This window comes from Streptomyces sp. NBC_01304, assembly GCF_035975855.1.
Classification (GTDB): Bacteria; Actinomycetota; Actinomycetes; order Streptomycetales; family Streptomycetaceae; genus Streptomyces.
The window spans coordinates 7248671-7263763 of the sequence record NZ_CP109055.1; the positions used below are offsets into that span (position 1 = coordinate 7248671).

At 70.8% G+C, this 15093-nt stretch carries 11 protein-coding genes; 6 read left to right on the forward strand and 5 right to left on the reverse strand.

The features are described 5' to 3' along the window. The first annotated feature begins 201 nt into the window (after positions 1–201). From OG430_RS32080 to OG430_RS32090, 3 genes are all read left to right on the forward strand, one after another. Positions 202–2277: an MMPL family transporter gene (locus tag OG430_RS32080; RefSeq protein ID WP_327356124.1), complete on the forward strand. Its 2076-nt coding sequence runs from the start codon at positions 202–204 to the stop codon at positions 2275–2277. Between the two features lie 76 nt (positions 2278–2353). Then, positions 2354–3754 (forward strand): sensor histidine kinase, encoded by a 1401-nt coding sequence (locus OG430_RS32085; protein ID WP_442816593.1) that lies wholly within the window; start codon positions 2354–2356, stop codon positions 3752–3754. Then, the gene (locus OG430_RS32090; protein WP_327356126.1) at positions 3751–4425 is read left to right on the forward strand and encodes a response regulator transcription factor; all 675 of its coding nucleotides are present in this window, start codon (positions 3751–3753) and stop codon (positions 4423–4425) included. The genes OG430_RS32085 and OG430_RS32090 overlap by 4 nt, the downstream gene beginning before the upstream one ends. Before the next feature lie 233 nt (positions 4426–4658). On the opposite strand, the gene OG430_RS32095 is transcribed toward OG430_RS32090, so the two are convergent. From OG430_RS32095 to OG430_RS32115, 5 genes are read right to left on the reverse strand one after another with little or no spacing between them, the layout of a single operon-like run. Then, the gene (locus OG430_RS32095) at positions 4659–5594 is read right to left on the reverse strand and encodes a dihydrodipicolinate synthase family protein (protein ID WP_327356127.1); all 936 of its coding nucleotides are present in this window, start codon (positions 5592–5594) and stop codon (positions 4659–4661) included. Beyond that, complete coding sequence (locus OG430_RS32100) at positions 5591–6883, reverse strand: oligopeptide/dipeptide ABC transporter ATP-binding protein (protein ID WP_442816594.1); 1293 nt, start codon at positions 6881–6883, stop codon at positions 5591–5593. Before OG430_RS32100 ends, OG430_RS32095 begins: the two co-directional genes overlap by 4 nt. Continuing rightward, positions 6880–8889: a dipeptide/oligopeptide/nickel ABC transporter permease/ATP-binding protein gene (locus OG430_RS32105; protein ID WP_327356128.1), complete on the reverse strand. Its 2010-nt coding sequence runs from the start codon at positions 8887–8889 to the stop codon at positions 6880–6882. The genes OG430_RS32100 and OG430_RS32105 overlap by 4 nt, the downstream gene beginning before the upstream one ends. Next, on the reverse strand, positions 8886–9848 hold the full coding sequence (locus tag OG430_RS32110; protein ID WP_327356129.1) for an ABC transporter permease: 963 nt from the start codon (positions 9846–9848) through the stop codon (positions 8886–8888). The genes OG430_RS32105 and OG430_RS32110 overlap by 4 nt, the downstream gene beginning before the upstream one ends. Before the next feature lie 40 nt (positions 9849–9888). Then, the gene (locus tag OG430_RS32115) at positions 9889–11523 is read right to left on the reverse strand and encodes an ABC transporter substrate-binding protein (protein ID WP_327356130.1); all 1635 of its coding nucleotides are present in this window, start codon (positions 11521–11523) and stop codon (positions 9889–9891) included. A 203-nt stretch (positions 11524–11726) separates the two neighbouring features. Between OG430_RS32115 and OG430_RS32120 the strand changes: the two genes are divergently transcribed. Genes OG430_RS32120 through OG430_RS32130 form a run of 3 tightly spaced genes read left to right on the forward strand, consistent with a single transcriptional unit; the run spans position 11727 to position 15076 of the window. Beyond that, complete coding sequence (locus OG430_RS32120) at positions 11727–12455, forward strand: FadR/GntR family transcriptional regulator (RefSeq protein WP_327359314.1); 729 nt, start codon at positions 11727–11729, stop codon at positions 12453–12455. A gap of 46 nt (positions 12456–12501) precedes the next feature. Beyond that, positions 12502–14427: a beta-galactosidase gene (locus OG430_RS32125; RefSeq protein WP_327356131.1), complete on the forward strand. Its 1926-nt coding sequence runs from the start codon at positions 12502–12504 to the stop codon at positions 14425–14427. Then, positions 14420–15076 (forward strand): hypothetical protein, encoded by a 657-nt coding sequence (locus OG430_RS32130; protein WP_327356132.1) that lies wholly within the window; start codon positions 14420–14422, stop codon positions 15074–15076. The genes OG430_RS32125 and OG430_RS32130 overlap by 8 nt, the downstream gene beginning before the upstream one ends. Positions 15077–15093 lie beyond the last annotated feature (17 nt).

Consider the following 15093-nt stretch of genomic DNA (forward strand, 5'->3'; position numbering starts at 1 on the left):
CTTCCCGTAAGACTGCCGTCGGCGTCAAAGACTGTCCTCAAACGCCGGACGGGCTGATTTGGCGGGGGAAATTACTCCCCCGGGAGTAACAGGTCCCCCACCGCACCCGCGGGAGTACCCCCCACCTCGCCCTTGAGCCCGACGAAGTCGCCCTCCCCGGACGGGAGTCTGAGATCACAGTCTCAGAAGGGGGGCCACCTCATGGCGGCCAAGAAAAGGCGCACCCTGCCGTGGATCGCGCTTGCGCTGTGGATCGGCGTGCTCGCCCTCGCCGGGCCACTCGCCGGCAAACTCGCCGACGTACAGCAGAACCGCCAGGTCGACTACCTCCCGGGGAACGCCGACTCCACCCAAGTCGCCAAGATCCAGGACCAGATGCCGGGCGGCGAGGCCACCGAGCTGGTGCTCGTGTACCAGCGCGACGGCGGGCTGACGGCCAAGGACAAGGCCGAGGCGGCACGGCAGGTCGACAAGGTCGCGGCGGACCACAAGCTCGCCAACGAGCCCAAGGGCATCCCGTCCGAGGACGGCAGCACCCTGATGTACCCGGTGTCGAGCACCGAGCCCGGCCAGGACGACGAGGCCCTGGCCGCCTTCGTCGACGAGGTGCGGCAAGTCGTCCAGGGGGGCGACGGGTTGACCGCCGAGGTCGGCGGGCAGGGCGGGCTCACCGCCGATGCGAAGGAGGTCTTCAAGTCCCTCGACGGGCCGCTGCTCTACACGACCGTCGCCGTCGTCGCGATCCTGCTGATCATCATCTACCGCAGCCCGCTTCTCTGGCTGGTCCCGCTCGTCGTCGCCGGCGTCGCGGACGCCCTGTCGATGGCGGTGACGTACGGCCTGCATCAGGGCTTCGACATCACCGTCAGCGGACAGAGCCAGGGCGTCATGACGATCCTCGTCTTCGGCGCGGGGACGGACTACGCGCTGTTGATCATCTCCCGGTACCGGGAGGAACTGCGGCGCAAGGAACGGCCGTACGACGCCATGGCGAGCGCACTGCGCGGCTGCGGCCCCGCCGTCCTCGCCTCCTCCGGGACGGTCGCCGCCGGCATGCTCTGCCTGCTCGCCGCCGACCTCAACTCCAGCCGGTCGATGGGTCCGATGGCGGCAGTGGGTGTGCTGTGCGCGCTCGTCGCCATGATGACGCTGCTGCCCGCTCTGCTCGTCCTGTTCGGGCGTCGCGTGTTCTGGCCGCTGATCCCCGCGTTCGGCAGTGCGCCCAAGCAGCGCAAGTCCCTGTTCGCGGCGATGGGCAGCTCCGCCGGGCGCCGGCCGATCGCGGTGCTCGTCACCGGTGCCGCGGTGCTCGGTGCCCTCGCGCTCGGCTCGTTCAGCCTGCCGGGGGACCTCAAGCAAGAGGACACCTTCACCTCCAAGCCCGAGTCGGTCACGGCCATGGCGACCCTCGCCGAGGCCTACCCCGAGAAGTCCAGCCAGCCGATCGTGGTGATCGCGCCGACCGGCGAGGCGAAGAAGGCGCTCGGTACGGCACGTACGACCGAAGGGGTCGTGGGGGCCGAACGCGGCCGCTCCACCGGCAGCTGGACGGAGATCGCCGTCCTCGCCAAGGGCGCCCCGCAGTCCGCCGCCGAGACCGCCACCATCGAGGCCCTGCGCGAGCGGCTTCCGGACTCCTACGTCGGCGGGCCCAGCGCCCAGGCGCTCGACCTGGAGACCACCAGCGCACGCGACACCAAGATCATTGTGCCGCTGGTCCTGTTGGCCATCCTGGTGATCCTCGTCGCCCTGCTGCGCAGCCTCGTCGCGCCGCTGATGCTGATCGGGGCCGTGGTCGCGGTGTGGGGCGCGTCGGTCGGCATCGGCGGGCTCGTCTTCGACTCGCTGCTCGGGTTCGAGGGCACGGATCCCGGACTTCCGCTGCTGTCCTTCGTGTTCCTGGTGGCCCTCGGCGTGGACTACGGCATCTTCCTGATGCACCGCATGCGCGAGGAGTCCCTGGCGGGCGCCGACCCCTCGGCGGCGGCGCTCACCTCGCTGCGTACGACGGGCGGGGTCATCGCCTCGGCCGGGCTCGTACTGGCCGCGACCTTCGGGGTGTTGATGTCCATGCCGATGGTCGCGCTGGCCGAGCTGGGCTTCGTCATCGCGATCGGCGTACTGCTCGACACCTTCCTGGTGCGTACGTACCTGGTGACGAGCGCGAGTGTGGCGCTCGGCCGCAAGGTGTGGTGGCCGGGACCGCTGTCCAAGGAACCGGCCGCGGGGCACGAGGTGTTGCCCGAGCCGGACAAGCAGCCCGCCGGCGCGCACTGAACCGCAAGCGGGACCGCCGGCCGGATCCCCGGGCTTTCTCGCCCCGGGGGTCCGGCCTTCGGCCGTATCGGCGAGGATGGAGGACGTGTTGACCACCAGGGTGCATCCCGGCCGCGGCGACAAGCGGCCCACGCGGCGTGACTGGCTGTTCGCGGCGGCGATGGGCCTGGCGTCGGTGCCGCTGGCGTTCGTGGCGCAGGGCGACAACGCGCAGACGCCGGACCTGCTCGGCTGGACGCTGTACGGGCTTTCGGCGCTGACCCTCGCGTGGCGGCGGCACTTCCCGATGGGTGTGCTGCTGACGCTCATCGTCCTTGAGGGCACTTACCACCGACTGGACAACGCCCACTCCGCGCTGATCCCGGTGACGATGGTCGCCATCTACTCGCTCGCGGTGGCCGGACCGCGGCGGCGGACCCTGATCGTGATGCCGACGCTGCTCGGCCTGAGCGTGATCATGCTCCTCTCGATCAACCCGCACCAAGGCGTGGAGCTGCTGCGGATCTCCGGCTGGATCCTGCTGTGCGCGATAACGGGTGAAGCGGTCCGCGTGCACCGCAACTACATCGGCGCCATCGTCGACCGGGCCGAACGCGCCGAACGCACCCGCGAGGAGGAGGCCGCCCGCCGCGTCGCCGAGGAACGGCTGCGCATCGCCCGCGATCTGCACGACCTGCTCGCCCACTCCATCACCCTCATCGGCGTCCAGACCTCGGTGGCCTCGCACGTCCTGACCGTCGATCCGGACCGCCTGGACCGGGCCGCGATCAGCCAGGCCCTGGACGGCATCTCCGAGACGTGCCGCACGGCAAGGGGTGAACTGCGGGCCACGCTGGAGGTGTTGCGGGCCGATACGGAGGAGACGGGGCGCGGCCCGCTGCCGGGGCTCGACGGGTTGGCCGACCTCGCGGAGGCCGCGCGTACGGCGGGGGCCAGGGTCGAGTTGGACGTCGACGCGGAGGGGGCGCCGCCCGCGGTGGGCGCCGCCGTGTACCGGATCGTGCAGGAGGGGCTGACCAATGCGGTGCGGCACGCGGGTCCCGCGGTCGGCGTCCAGGTGACGGTGCGGCGGGCGGCCGGGACGCTCGGGGTCACGGTGGTGGACGACGGGGAGCCGGGCGCGAAGGCGGCGGGCACCCCCGGGTACGGTCTGGTCGGGATGCGCGAGCGCGTCCGCAGCGTCGGCGGCACCCTGCAGGCGGGGCCGCGCGACGGGGGCGGCTTCGCGGTCACGGCCGTACTCCCGCTGCACGGCGCGGGCGAGGACGACGACGGCGCAGGCCTGGGCGACGACGGCGCAGGCCTACGCGACGGCGGTGCAGGTGACGGCGGCGCACGCGCAGGGAACGGCGGCGCAAGCGCAGGGAACGGCGGCGCAAGCGCAGGCGACGGCGGCACACGAGCAGGCAACGACGCCGCAGGCGCAGGCAACGGCGGCGCAAGAGAAGGCAACGTACGAGAAGAGGCCGACCGATGACCATCCGCGTCCTGCTCGCCGACGACCAGACGCTGGTCCGTGCCTCCTTCGCCATGCTCGTCGAATCGGCCCGCGACCTGGAGGTCGTCGGCCAGGCCGGCACCGGCCGCGAGGCCGTCGAGCTGGCCCGTTCCGCACGGGCCGACCTCGTCGTCATGGACATCCGGATGCCCGACCTCGACGGCATCGAGGCGACCCGGCTGATCGCCGAGGACGACGACCTGGCCGGGGTGAAGGTCCTCATCCTGACCACGTACGACACCGACGAGCACGTGGTCGAGGCGCTGCGCGCGGGCGCTTCCGGGTTCCTGGTCAAGGACACCAAGCCGGCCGAACTCCTCGACGCCATCCGCACGGTGGCCGCGGGGGAGTCCCTGCTGTCGCCCGGCCCCACCTCCCGCCTGATCGCCCGCGTCCTGCGCACCCCCGACGCGCCGGACGTCGGCGCGGGCGGGCCCGACGGCCTCTCGGGCCGCGAGCGGCAGGTCCTCGCCCTGGTCGCGCGGGGCCTCAACAACACGGAGATCGCCGAGACGCTGGGCCTGAGCCCGCTCACCGCGAAGACCCACGTCAGCCGCATCATGGGCAAGCTGGGCGCCCGGGACAGAGCCCAACTGGTCATCGTGGCCTATGAGTCGGGGCTTGTGGCTCCGGGGGCGGGCTCCGGCTGACGCTGTGACCGATCACTGCTCAAAGCGGATTGCGTGGCTGGTGTGGGTGGGTGGTGCGGGTGGCCTCCGCCTCTTTCGTCGTCGGCTGCGGCGGCTCGGTGGCTGACTTTCCCCGATACCGGTCAGTACGCGCCCGAAGAGGGGGCGAGTGAGGCTACGTGGGGGAAAAGGGTCGGCCGTAACGGACATACAGGGCCGAAAAGTGCCCGTTTCCCCCCACCTAGCAGCTCTCGCTACAGAAGGCCGGCCGCCGCCAGGTACTTCCCCACCCGCTCCACCTCGGACGAGGACAGCGGGATCTGGGGAGCCGCGGTCGCCGGGCAGGCGATCACCCCGCGCAGGTGCAGCGCCGCCTTGAACGCGCCGAGCGCCGACGAGCTGCGCCCCATCCGGGCCGGATCGCCGACCTCGACCATTCCGAACAGGCCGCACAGCCGCTCCTGTTCGGCCCTGGCCCGCTCCCAGTCGCCCGCGCGGCAGGACCGGTACAGGCGTACGTAGCCCTCCGGGTCCACATTGCCGAGGCCGGGCACCACCCCGTCCGCGCCCATCGCGAGCGCAGAGTCGACGGTCAGCTCCGAGCCGGTGAGCACGCCGAAGCCGCTGATGTCGGTACGCGCCCGGGCGCCGAGCAGCACCTGCCGGAAGCCACCCTCGTCCCCACTGGAGTCCTTCAGCCCGGCCAGGACCCCCTCGGCGGCCAGCTCCAACACCAGGTCCGCGCCCAGCTTCAGGGGGACGGACGCGGGTTGGTCGTACGCGAACACCGGCACCCCGGACGCGGCCGCGACCAGGCGGAAGTGCCGGGCGATCTCGGCGGGGTGGGTGCGCGTGTAGTAGGGCGCGGTGACGACCACCGCGTCCGCCCCCGCCCGCTCGGCCGCCCGCACGTGGTCGAGGACGCGCAGGGTCGTCATGTCGATCGCGCCTGCGAGGACGGGCAGTTGGCCCGCCACATGACGTACGACCGTCTCCATCACCGTACGACGATGACCGTCCGGCAGGTACGCGACCTCCGAGGTTGAGCCGAGCACGAACAGGCCGTCCACTCCCGCGCCGACGAGGTGGTCGACCAGTCTGGTGAGGGAGGGGACGTCCACCTCGCTGTCCGGTGTCAGGGGCGTGCAGACGGGCGGGACGACACCGGTCAGCGGGGTGGGAAGGGTCATGAACGCTCCTCTTCGGCCGTGGCGGCGGCCGTCTCCGTGCCTGTTTCTGGGGCCGTGGCGGCGGCCTGGTGTGCGCTCGTCGCGGTGTCGGTCGTGGCGGTCGCGGCGGCCTGCGTGACGAGTTCATGGGTCGACTGGCCGTCGCCCACGGGGTGGTGGCAGCGGTAACGGTGGTCCGTGACGCTCCCGTTCGACGCGAAGTCCGGCATCGTCTCGGCGCACTGTGCGTCCGCCTTCCAGCACCGGGTGCGGAACGGGCAGCCGCTGGGCGGCCGGGTCGCGGACGGTACGGGGCCGATCAGCGGGATCGGGTCGATCGGGTCGAGCAGCCCGGGCGTCGCCGAGAACAGCGCCCGCGTGTACGGGTGCCGGGACCGGTCGAGTACCTCCTCGGCCGGCGACTCCTCGACGATGCGGCCCAGGTACATGGTGATGACCCGGTCGCTCATGCGCCGCACGGTCTGAATGTCGTGCGAGACGAAGACGAGGGCAAGGCCCAGGCGTTCCTTCAGGTCGAGCAGGAGGTTCAGGATCTGGGCGCGGACCGACACGTCGAGCGCGCTGGTCGGCTCGTCGGCGATCACCAGGTCGGGCTCCAGGGCGAGCGCGCGGGCGATGGCGACGCGCTGGCGCTGACCGCCGGAGAGCTGGCCGGGCAGGCCGTCGGCGAGGGCCTTGGGTAGGCCGACCAGGGACATCAACTCCCGTACCCGCTCGTCCCGTTGCTTGCCCGTCCCTCTCCTGTGTACGTCGAGGGGGTCGCGCAGGATCTGGCGGACCGGGAGCCTTCGGTTGAGGGCGGTCGACGGGTCCTGGAAGATCATCGCGGTGTGTGAGCCGATGGCCAGGCGGCGCTCGGCGGGCTTCATCGTCCACAGGTCCTTGCCGCGGAAGGACACCGTGCCCTGCGTCGGTTTCTGCACGCCGACCAGGACCTTGGCGAGGGTCGACTTCCCGCACCCGGACTCGCCCACGACGCCCACTGTCTCGCCGGGCGCGATGGTGAGGTCGGCGCCGGTGAGCGCGTACACCCGGTCGCGGGAGAGGAGGCCGCCGGAGCGGGCCTTGTGGACTACGTGGGCGTCCCGCAGAGCGATCAACGGCTCGTCCGGCGCGCTGGACGGCCTGCCCTTCGCGCTCGATGACCCGCCCTGCGCGCTGGACGGCCTGCCCTTCGCGCTCGATGACCCGCCCTGCGCGCTCGATGACCCGCCCTTCGTGCTCAACGACTCACCTGGCGCGCCCGACGTCCCGCCCTTCGCGCTCAACGGCTCCTCGGCGGCGCTCATTTCACGGCCTCGCTTCCCTCGCTCGTACGGGGTCCGGGCACGGCGAGGACCACCGCCGGATGGTGGCAGGCCACCGCATGCGCCCTCCCGCCCCCGACCAGCTCGGGCGCCCTCGTACGGCACACCTCGCTCGCCATCGGACACCGGTCCGCGAACCGGCACCCGGCCGGGAAGTCCGCCGGGGAGGGCACAACTCCCTTGATCTGCGTGAGCCGTTCGGCCGCTGCCTCCAGCGAGAGCACCGACCCGAGCAGCCCCCGCGTGTAGTGGTGCGAGGGCGCCTCGACCAGATCGGCGGTGACACCCGTCTCCACGATCTGCCCGCCGTACATCACCACCACCCGGTCGGTGACGTCCGCGACGAGCGCCAGGTCGTGCGAGACGAGGATGAGCGCGAACCCCAACTCCTCGCGCAGCCGCAGCAGCAGCTGGATCACCTGCGCCTGCACGGTCACGTCCAGGGCGGTGGTCGGCTCGTCGGCGACGATCAGCTTCGGGTTGCGGGACAGCGCCATCGCGATCAGCACGCGCTGGCGCTGACCGCCGGACAGCTCGTGCGGATAGCTGCGCAGGGTCCGGTCCGGGTCGAGCCCGACCAGTTCAAGCAGCTCGACGGCCGTGCGCTTCCCGCCCCGCCGGACGACCTGCTTGAGCTGGGCCCGCACCGTCATCGCCGGGTTCAGCGACGACAGCGCGTCCTGATAGATCATCGCCATGTCGTGCCCGAGGAGGCGCCGCCGGGCCCGCATCGGAAGGCCGATGAGCTCCTTCCCGGCGAAGGTGACCCGCCCCCGGATCCGTGCCCCCTTCGGCTCCAGGCCCATCACGGTCAGCGCGGTCAGCGACTTCCCGCAGCCCGACTCGCCGACCAGGCCCAGGACTTCACCGGGCCGTACGTCGAAGCTGATGCCGTCCACGATGTCCGTGCCCCCGTGCCGGTCCGCGAACCCGATGGCCAGGTCCGAGACCTGGAGCACCGGTGGCCCGCCGGGCAGCGGCCGGGCGCGTGCGCGCAGCCGGGCGGCGGCCTCGGTGAGGCCGGGCAGTTCGAGGACGGTGCCGGTACCGGGCTCGGCCGCCTCCAACTTGTCTTCCGTACGCGCCTTCTTGGCCGGTACGTCCCGCGCGACGGGCGCCGCCCAGGCATCGGAGACGCCCTCGGAGAGGACGTTGAAGGACAGCACGGTCAGCAGCATCAGCAGCCCGGGGAAGACGGTCGCCCACCAGCCGTCGATCAGCACCAGGTTCTTGCCGTCCGCGATGACGCTGCCCCAGGACGGGTCCGGCGGCCGCACCCCCGCCCCGATGAAGGACAGCGACGCCTCGAAGACGATGGCCTCCGCGACCTGCACGGTGCAGAACACCAGGATCGGGGCGGCGCAGTTGATGGCGACGTGCTTGAGGACGATGTGCGGCGTGCGCGCCCCGATGACGCGCTCGGCGGTCACGTAGTCCTCGCCGTACTGGTCCATCACATTGGCCCGTACGACCCGCGCGATCGGCGGCGTGTAGAGGAACGCGATCGCGCAGATCAGGACGGTCGTGCCGCCCCCGAACACGGCGACGAGGACCGCCGCGAGCGCGATCCCGGGAAAGGCCATCACCACGTCCAGGCAGCGCATGACCGTCTCGTCGACCGCCTTGCGCGAGGTCGCCGCGACGGCCCCGAGCAGGGCCCCCGCCACGAGCCCGAGCAGCGTCGCGCCCACGCCGATCATCAGGGAGAGCCTGGCCCCGTACATCAGCCGGCTGAGGATGTCCCGGCCCAGGCTGTCCTGCCCGAGCCAGTGCGCGCCGGAGGGGTGCCCGGTGCCGTCGATCTGCGGGGCCTGGTCGAGCGGGTCGTGCGGGGCGATCAGCGGCGCGAGCACGGCGGCCAGGACCACGACCGCGAGGACGACGACGGAGATGCGCGAGAGCACGGGCAGCCGGCCGAAGCCCCGCAGCCGGACACCGGGCCGCGACAGCCGTGCGGCGAGATCGCCCCGCTTCATCAGGGAGGTCATCGGGCAGCGCTCCTCAGCCGGGGGTTGACCAGCAGATACAGGATGTCGATGACCAGGTTCACCACGACGAACCCGACCGCGGTGGTGATGACCACGCCCTGCACCACCGCCGGGTCGCCGTTCTTCACGGCGTTGATCATCTCGTTCCCCATGCCGGGCAGCGCGAAGATCGTCTCGATGACGACGGCCCCGCCGAGCAGATAGCCGACCCTGAGGCCGAGCACGGTCAGCGGATTGATCAGCGCGTTCCGCAGCACATTGCGGCCGACCACGACGACCGGCGGCAGCCCGCTGCCGATCGCCGTGCGTACGTAGTCCTTGTCCAGCTCCTCCACCACGGAGGTCCGCACGATCCGCGTCAGTTGCGCGGCCACCGGCAGCGACAGGGCGAGCGCCGGCAGGGTCATCGACTGCAGCCACCCGGTGAAGGAGTCCGCCGGATTGACGTATCCGCCGGTCTCGAACCAGCCCGCCTTGACGGCCAGATACTGGATCATCAGCAGGGCCAGCCAGAACCCCGGCGCCGCGACACCGGTCAGCGAGACCACCCGGATCAGCTGGTCCGGCAGCCGGTCCCGGTAGATCGCCGCCGTGATGCCGAGCACCAGGGCGATGACCACCGCGATGCTCAGCCCCAGGAACGTCAGCTGCATGGTGAGCGGCAGCGCCGTGCTCACCGTCTTGAGCACCGGCGCCTTCGTCAGCACGCTCGTCCCCATGTCCCCCTGCAGCAGATCGCCCACGAAGGCGAAGTACCGCACGGGCAGCGGATCGAGCAGCCCGTTCTCCGCACGGAAGTCGTGCAGCTGCTGCTCCGTCGGGTTGGTGCCCTGGAAGAACGCCGCCGCCGGATCGATGTCCGAGAACCGCATCACCAGGAACACGAACAACACGATGCCCAGCATCAACGGCACGAGCAGGAATATCCGGCGGGCCAGAATCCTGGCGATCGCGATCATGCGTACGTACGCTCCCGACCTCTTGCGCGGCCCACTCGGCCTACTTGGCCCACTTGGCCTTGAGCAGATTGATCCCCGGATAGGGCTGCGCCGTGATCCCGGTGATCTTGTCCGGGTCCCAGGCCGTCATCAGCTCGTTGTGCACGACCGGGTAGAGCACCGCGTTCTCCGCGACGATGTCGATGTAGTCCTGCGCCATCTGCTTCTTCTTCTCGGCGTCCGGCTCCCGCGTCGCGGCGTCCATCTGCTTGAAGAGCTGCTTGGCCTCGGCGCTGGTGGCCCACTTGGAGTACGTCGTCATCCACAGGTTCTGCGGCCCGTAGTTGTAGTGCATGATCAGGTCGGCATCGAGCCCGAACTGGTTGGGGTTCGAGGCGGCCGCGATGACCTGGAAGTCCTTCTTCTGGTCCAGCTTGGTGAAGAGTGCCGCGGTTTCCTGCGGTTCCAGCGTGGTCTCCACGCCGATCTTGCGCCAGGACTCCTCGATGGTCGGCAGGCAGTCGACGATCCAACTGACGTTCACCGCCATGAGGTTGATCTTCAGCCCCTTGACCCCGGCCTCCGCGAGCAGCGCCTTCGCCTTGTCCGGGTCGTAGGCGTACACGGTCTTGGCCGGCCGGAAGGCGGGGTTGCCCTCGTTCAGGAAGGAACGCGCGGCCTTGCCGTGCCCTTTGAGCGCCGCCGAGATCATCTTCTCCCGGTCGATGGCGTAGTGCAGCGCCTGCCGCACCCGTACGTCGTCGAACGGCTTGTGCTTCGTGTTGAACATCAGGAACAGGTTGTTCATCCCCGCGCCGCCCTCGACCGTCAGGCCGTCCTTCTTGAGCTGCTCGATGTTCGCGTACGGCACGTTGTCCGCGATCGCCGCGCCCGCGCTCGACCCGGAGATCTTCGCGACGCGGGCCGGGGCGTCCACGATGGTCAGCCAGTTCATCTTCTTGAAGGCCGCCTTGCGCGGGCCGTTGTACCCGTCGTACGCCTCGAAGGTCGTGTTCGACTTCGGGGTGTGCCTGGTCTGCTTGTACGGACCCGAGCCGACGGCCAGACCCGTGATGGCCTTGTCGAACGCGCCCGGCTTCGAGAACACGTGCTTCGGCATGATCTTGGCGAGGGTGAGCCGCGGAGCCCCGTCCGGGAAGGGGAACTTGAGGACCAGCTCGACGGTCTGCGCGTCGACCTTCTTGACCTCCTTCAGCCACGACGCGAAGAAGCCCTTGGCGAGCGTCGCGGTGTCCGGGTCCAGGATGCGGGCGAAGGTGAAGACGACGTCGTCGGCAGTGACCGGTTTGCCGTCGTGGAACTTGGCGCCCGAGCGCAGCGTGAACCGCCAGGTGGTGGCGTTCAGGTCCTTCGGCGCCTCGGTCGCGAGCGCGGGGTACGGCTTGCGCGTGATCGGATCGGTGTCGAGCAGGCCCTCGTAGATGTGGTGGTTGCCGGCCATGGCGAAGGCCGAGGCGGTCTGCGTCGGGTCCCAACTGCCGTCGTTCCCATAGCCGATGACGGCCGTCAGCGTGCCCGAGCCGCCCTTGCCGTCCCCGTCGGTGTCGTTGGTGGACTCGGGGCCGCCCGAGCAGGCGGAGAGGCTTCCGGTCACGGCGGCGGCCGCGCCCAGCGCACCGGTGTACTTCAGGAAGGACCGGCGGTGCAGTGCCGATCCCGGCGTCGCGTCACTCACGGCTTCTCCAAGTTCCGGGTACCAGTTCGGGGTACAAGTTCCGGTTAACGGGGGGCTGTTGGGCTCTCCCGGTGATCCTGGAGATCCCACGTCCTACGTCTACAGGTGCCGCCGCGACCATAGGAGTGGCACAGGGGCCGGTCAAGGGATCGCGCAGAGATCTGCTGCAGGAGGTGGGACGTGGGACGTCTGTCGTGCGTACCATGCGGGGCATGCCCGAATCCGCCAGCAACAAGCGGCGCACCGGTGGCCAGGTGCAGCGCAGGGTCATGCAGTTGATACTCGACGAACGACTCCGCCCCGGCGCCCCCCTGCCCACCGAGACCGAACTCATGGAGAGCCTCGGCGTGAGCCGGAACTCGGTCCGCGAGGCGCTCAAGGCGCTGCAGGCCCTGGACATCGTGGAGATCAGACACGGCTACGGCACCTATGTCGGGCAGGCGTCCCTCACGCCGCTGGTCGACGGGCTGACCTTCCGCGCACTCACCCAACTGGAGGACGAGGCCCAGGCGTTGGGTGAGATCCTGCAGGTGCGGGAGGTCCTGGAGGAGGGCCTGATCAGCCGGGTCGCCCAGTCCGTCACGGACCAGGAGCTGGCCGCGCTCGAAGAGGTCGTGGCCCGCATGGAGGAGGAGGCCCACGCGGGCCGCCCCTTCCCCCAGCTGGACCGCACCTTCCACGAGACGCTCTACCGCTCGCTGGGCAACGAGCTGGTGCCGCAGCTGCTCGCGGCCTTCTGGCACGTCTTCCACCGGGTCGCGGGCGTACGCGGCTGGGACCAGGACCCGTCGCCGCACGTCACGGCCCGCCGCCACCGGGACATCCTGACCGCCCTCAGGGCCCGCGACGTGGCGCAGGCGCAGCGGGCGATGGCGGACCACTTCCGGGGGATCGAGGCGCGGGCCTGGCAGGGGACGTTGGGCGTGAAGTGACTTCTGGTGAGCAGGGGATCGGGGGATCAGGCGATCGGAGGTTCAAGTGGCCGAGATATCAGGCAGGTTGGCGCACTTCTACGACAAGCTCGGCTCGCTCGCGTACGGCGGTGACTACAACCCCGAGCAGTGGGGCCCGGACGTTCACCAGGAGGACGCCGAGCTGATGGAGGCAGCCGGGGTGAACCTGGCCACGGTCGGCATCTTCTCCTGGGCGCGGTCCGAACCAACCCCAGGCGCCTACGACTTCACCTGGCTCGACCCGCACCTGGACCGCCTGGCCGAGGCCGGTGTCGCCGTCTGCCTGGCCACGATGACGGCGTCCCCGCCCCCGTGGCTGGCGCGCCTGCACCCCGAGACGCTTCCCGTCCTGGCGGACGGCACCCGCCTCTACCCCGGCTCCCGCCAGCACTGGTGCCCGTCGAGCCCGGTCTTTCGCGCGTACGCGGTCCGTCTGGTGGAGGAACTCGCCAAGAGGTACGCAGACCATCCGGCCCTCGCGCTCTGGCACATCGGCAACGAGTACGGCTGCCATGTGTCGCGGCACTGCCACTGCGAGGTCTCGACGGCGGCCTTCAGGGACTGGCTGCGCACGCGGTACGGGACGTTGGATGCCCTCAACTCGGCCTGGTCCACGGACTTCTGGTCCCAGCGCTACGGGGACTGGTCCGAGATCTTCACCCCCCGCACGGCTCCCTCCTTCCGCAACCCGGCCCAGCAGCTGGACTACCTCCGCTTCTCCTCGGACGAGCTCCTGGCCTGCTGTGCGGCGGAGAAGGAAGTCCTGAACCGGATCACCCCGGGCGTGCCCGTGACGACGAACTTCGTCCCCGTAGCCCCGACCCTGGACCTGTTCCGCTGGGCACGCGAGCTGGACGTGGTGTCGTACGACTCCTACCCGGACCCCCTCGACCCGGCCTCGGTCCACGAGGCGGCCTTCTCGTACGACGTGATGCGCGGGCTGCGCGACGGGCAGCCCTGGCTCCTCATGGAGCAGGCCCCCAGCGCGGTCAACTGGCGTACCCGCAACGGCCGCAAGCCCCCCGGGCGGATGCGGCTCGACAGCTGGCAGGCCGTGGCGCACGGCGCGGACTCGGTGCTCTTCTTCCAGTGGCGCCAGTCCCGGGGCGGGGCGGAGAAGTTCCACTCGGCGATGGTGCCGCACGCGGGCCCGTCGACCCGGATCTTCCGCGAGGTGTCCGAGCTGGGCGCCGAACTGGCCACCTCTCCCCAGCTGTTGGGCTCGATCCCCGAACGGGCCGATGCCGCCCTGCTCCTGGACTGGCCCAACTGGTGGGCCCTGGAACAGGAGGCGCACCCCAGCGGGGACGTACGCATGCTGGACGCGGCCCTGGCCCACCACCGTCCGCTGTACGACGCGTCGGTGGCGTGCGACGTGGTGGGGGTGGACGGCGACCGCGACTGGTCGGCGTACCGGCTGCTCCTGGTCCCCAACCTGTACTCGCTCTCCCTGCGGACGGCCGAGCGGCTGGCCGCGTACGTCCGGGGCGGCGGCACGCTGGTGGTGTCGTACTTCTCGGGCATCACGGACGAGCACGACCGCGTCCACCTCGGCGGCCACCCCGGGCCGCTGCGTTCCGTTCTCGGCGTCCGGGTCGAGGAGTTCGACGTCGCGCCGGACGGGTCGTGGCGCGAGGAGATCCACCTGGAGGGGGCGGCGGAGGTCCGGTCGTTCCCGGGCGGGGGCCCTTCCGTCACCCGGCATGCGTACGGGGCGGGCGTGGCCTGGTACTTGGGGATGCGGCCGGCTCCGGGGGAGATGCGGGACCTCCTCGACCGGGTGCGGGCGGAGGCCGGGGTGGCGCCGGTGGTGGCTGGGCTGCCGGCGGGGGTTCAGGTGCGGGCGCGGGTGGCAGGGGACGGGACGCGGTGGCTGGTGCGGCTCGATCACCAGGAGGGGACGGTGCGGGTCGAGCGGGGAGGGGTATCTACACTCCCTGGCCATGACTAGCCCTTATGCCCAAGGCCCCGCGCCCACCGCCACGCTCATCAGGACCGGCCGCACCATGTTCCGGCAGAGCGCCCTCGGCGGATCCGGCTGTGCCCTGGTGGGTGCTGCCCTGTTGGTGATGGGCATCCTGCTGACCGCCGGGATCATCGGGGACGCGTCGGCTGCCGGCGGGATCGCGGTCACCGTACTCGGCGGATTCCTCCTCATCATGTTCTGCTTCGTCCTGCGCATCTCCTGGAAGTCACGGAACGCCTTCCTCTGCGTCGACCAGGTCGGCCTGTGGGTCAGCGGTCAGGCGGGCCAGAAGGTCATCCCCTGGGACACCCTCGCCGGAGTCGGCCTGTACTGGAGCAAGCCGATGGGCAAGGGCAAGGTGAAGCAGCACTCGCTGGAGCTCTGCCCCAGCGGCCCGATCGACCGCGATCACCCCGTCCTGTGGAACCTGGTCCGCGACGAGGAGCCCCTGAACCCCTCGCTCCCGCGGCTGCGCTACCGCGTCCCGGTCCACCGGAAGGACCAGGAGGCCCTCGTCACCGCCGTACAGCAGTACGCCGGGCACCTGTGGCTCGGTGAGGCGGAGCGGGAACCGAACCACATGGGCTTCCCCGACGTGAAGGGCCACCGGGAGCGTACGCGCGGACAGGGCTGAGCCGAAGTCCCTTGCCC

Bases quoted from the DNA above. Each gene is read 5' to 3' on its own strand.
- OG430_RS32120 (WP_327359314.1), top strand. From the start codon at position 11,727: ATGCGGGGCATGCCCGAATCCGCCAGCAACAAGCGGCGCACCGGTGGC.
- OG430_RS32105 (WP_327356128.1), bottom strand. From the start codon at position 8,889: ATGACCTCCCTGATGAAGCGGGGCGATCTCGCCGCACGGCTGTCGCGG.
- OG430_RS32095 (WP_327356127.1), bottom strand. From the start codon at position 5,594: ATGACCCTTCCCACCCCGCTGACCGGTGTCGTCCCGCCCGTCTGCACG.
- OG430_RS32090 (WP_327356126.1), top strand. From the start codon at position 3,751: ATGACCATCCGCGTCCTGCTCGCCGACGACCAGACGCTGGTCCGTGCC.
- OG430_RS32100 (WP_442816594.1), bottom strand. From the start codon at position 6,883: ATGAGCGCCGCCGAGGAGCCGTTGAGCGCGAAGGGCGGGACGTCGGGC.
- OG430_RS32110 (WP_327356129.1), bottom strand. From the start codon at position 9,848: ATGATCGCGATCGCCAGGATTCTGGCCCGCCGGATATTCCTGCTCGTG.
- OG430_RS32085 (WP_442816593.1), top strand. From the start codon at position 2,354: ATGGAGGACGTGTTGACCACCAGGGTGCATCCCGGCCGCGGCGACAAG.
- OG430_RS32130 (WP_327356132.1), top strand. From the start codon at position 14,420: ATGACTAGCCCTTATGCCCAAGGCCCCGCGCCCACCGCCACGCTCATC.
- OG430_RS32080 (WP_327356124.1), top strand. From the start codon at position 202: ATGGCGGCCAAGAAAAGGCGCACCCTGCCGTGGATCGCGCTTGCGCTG.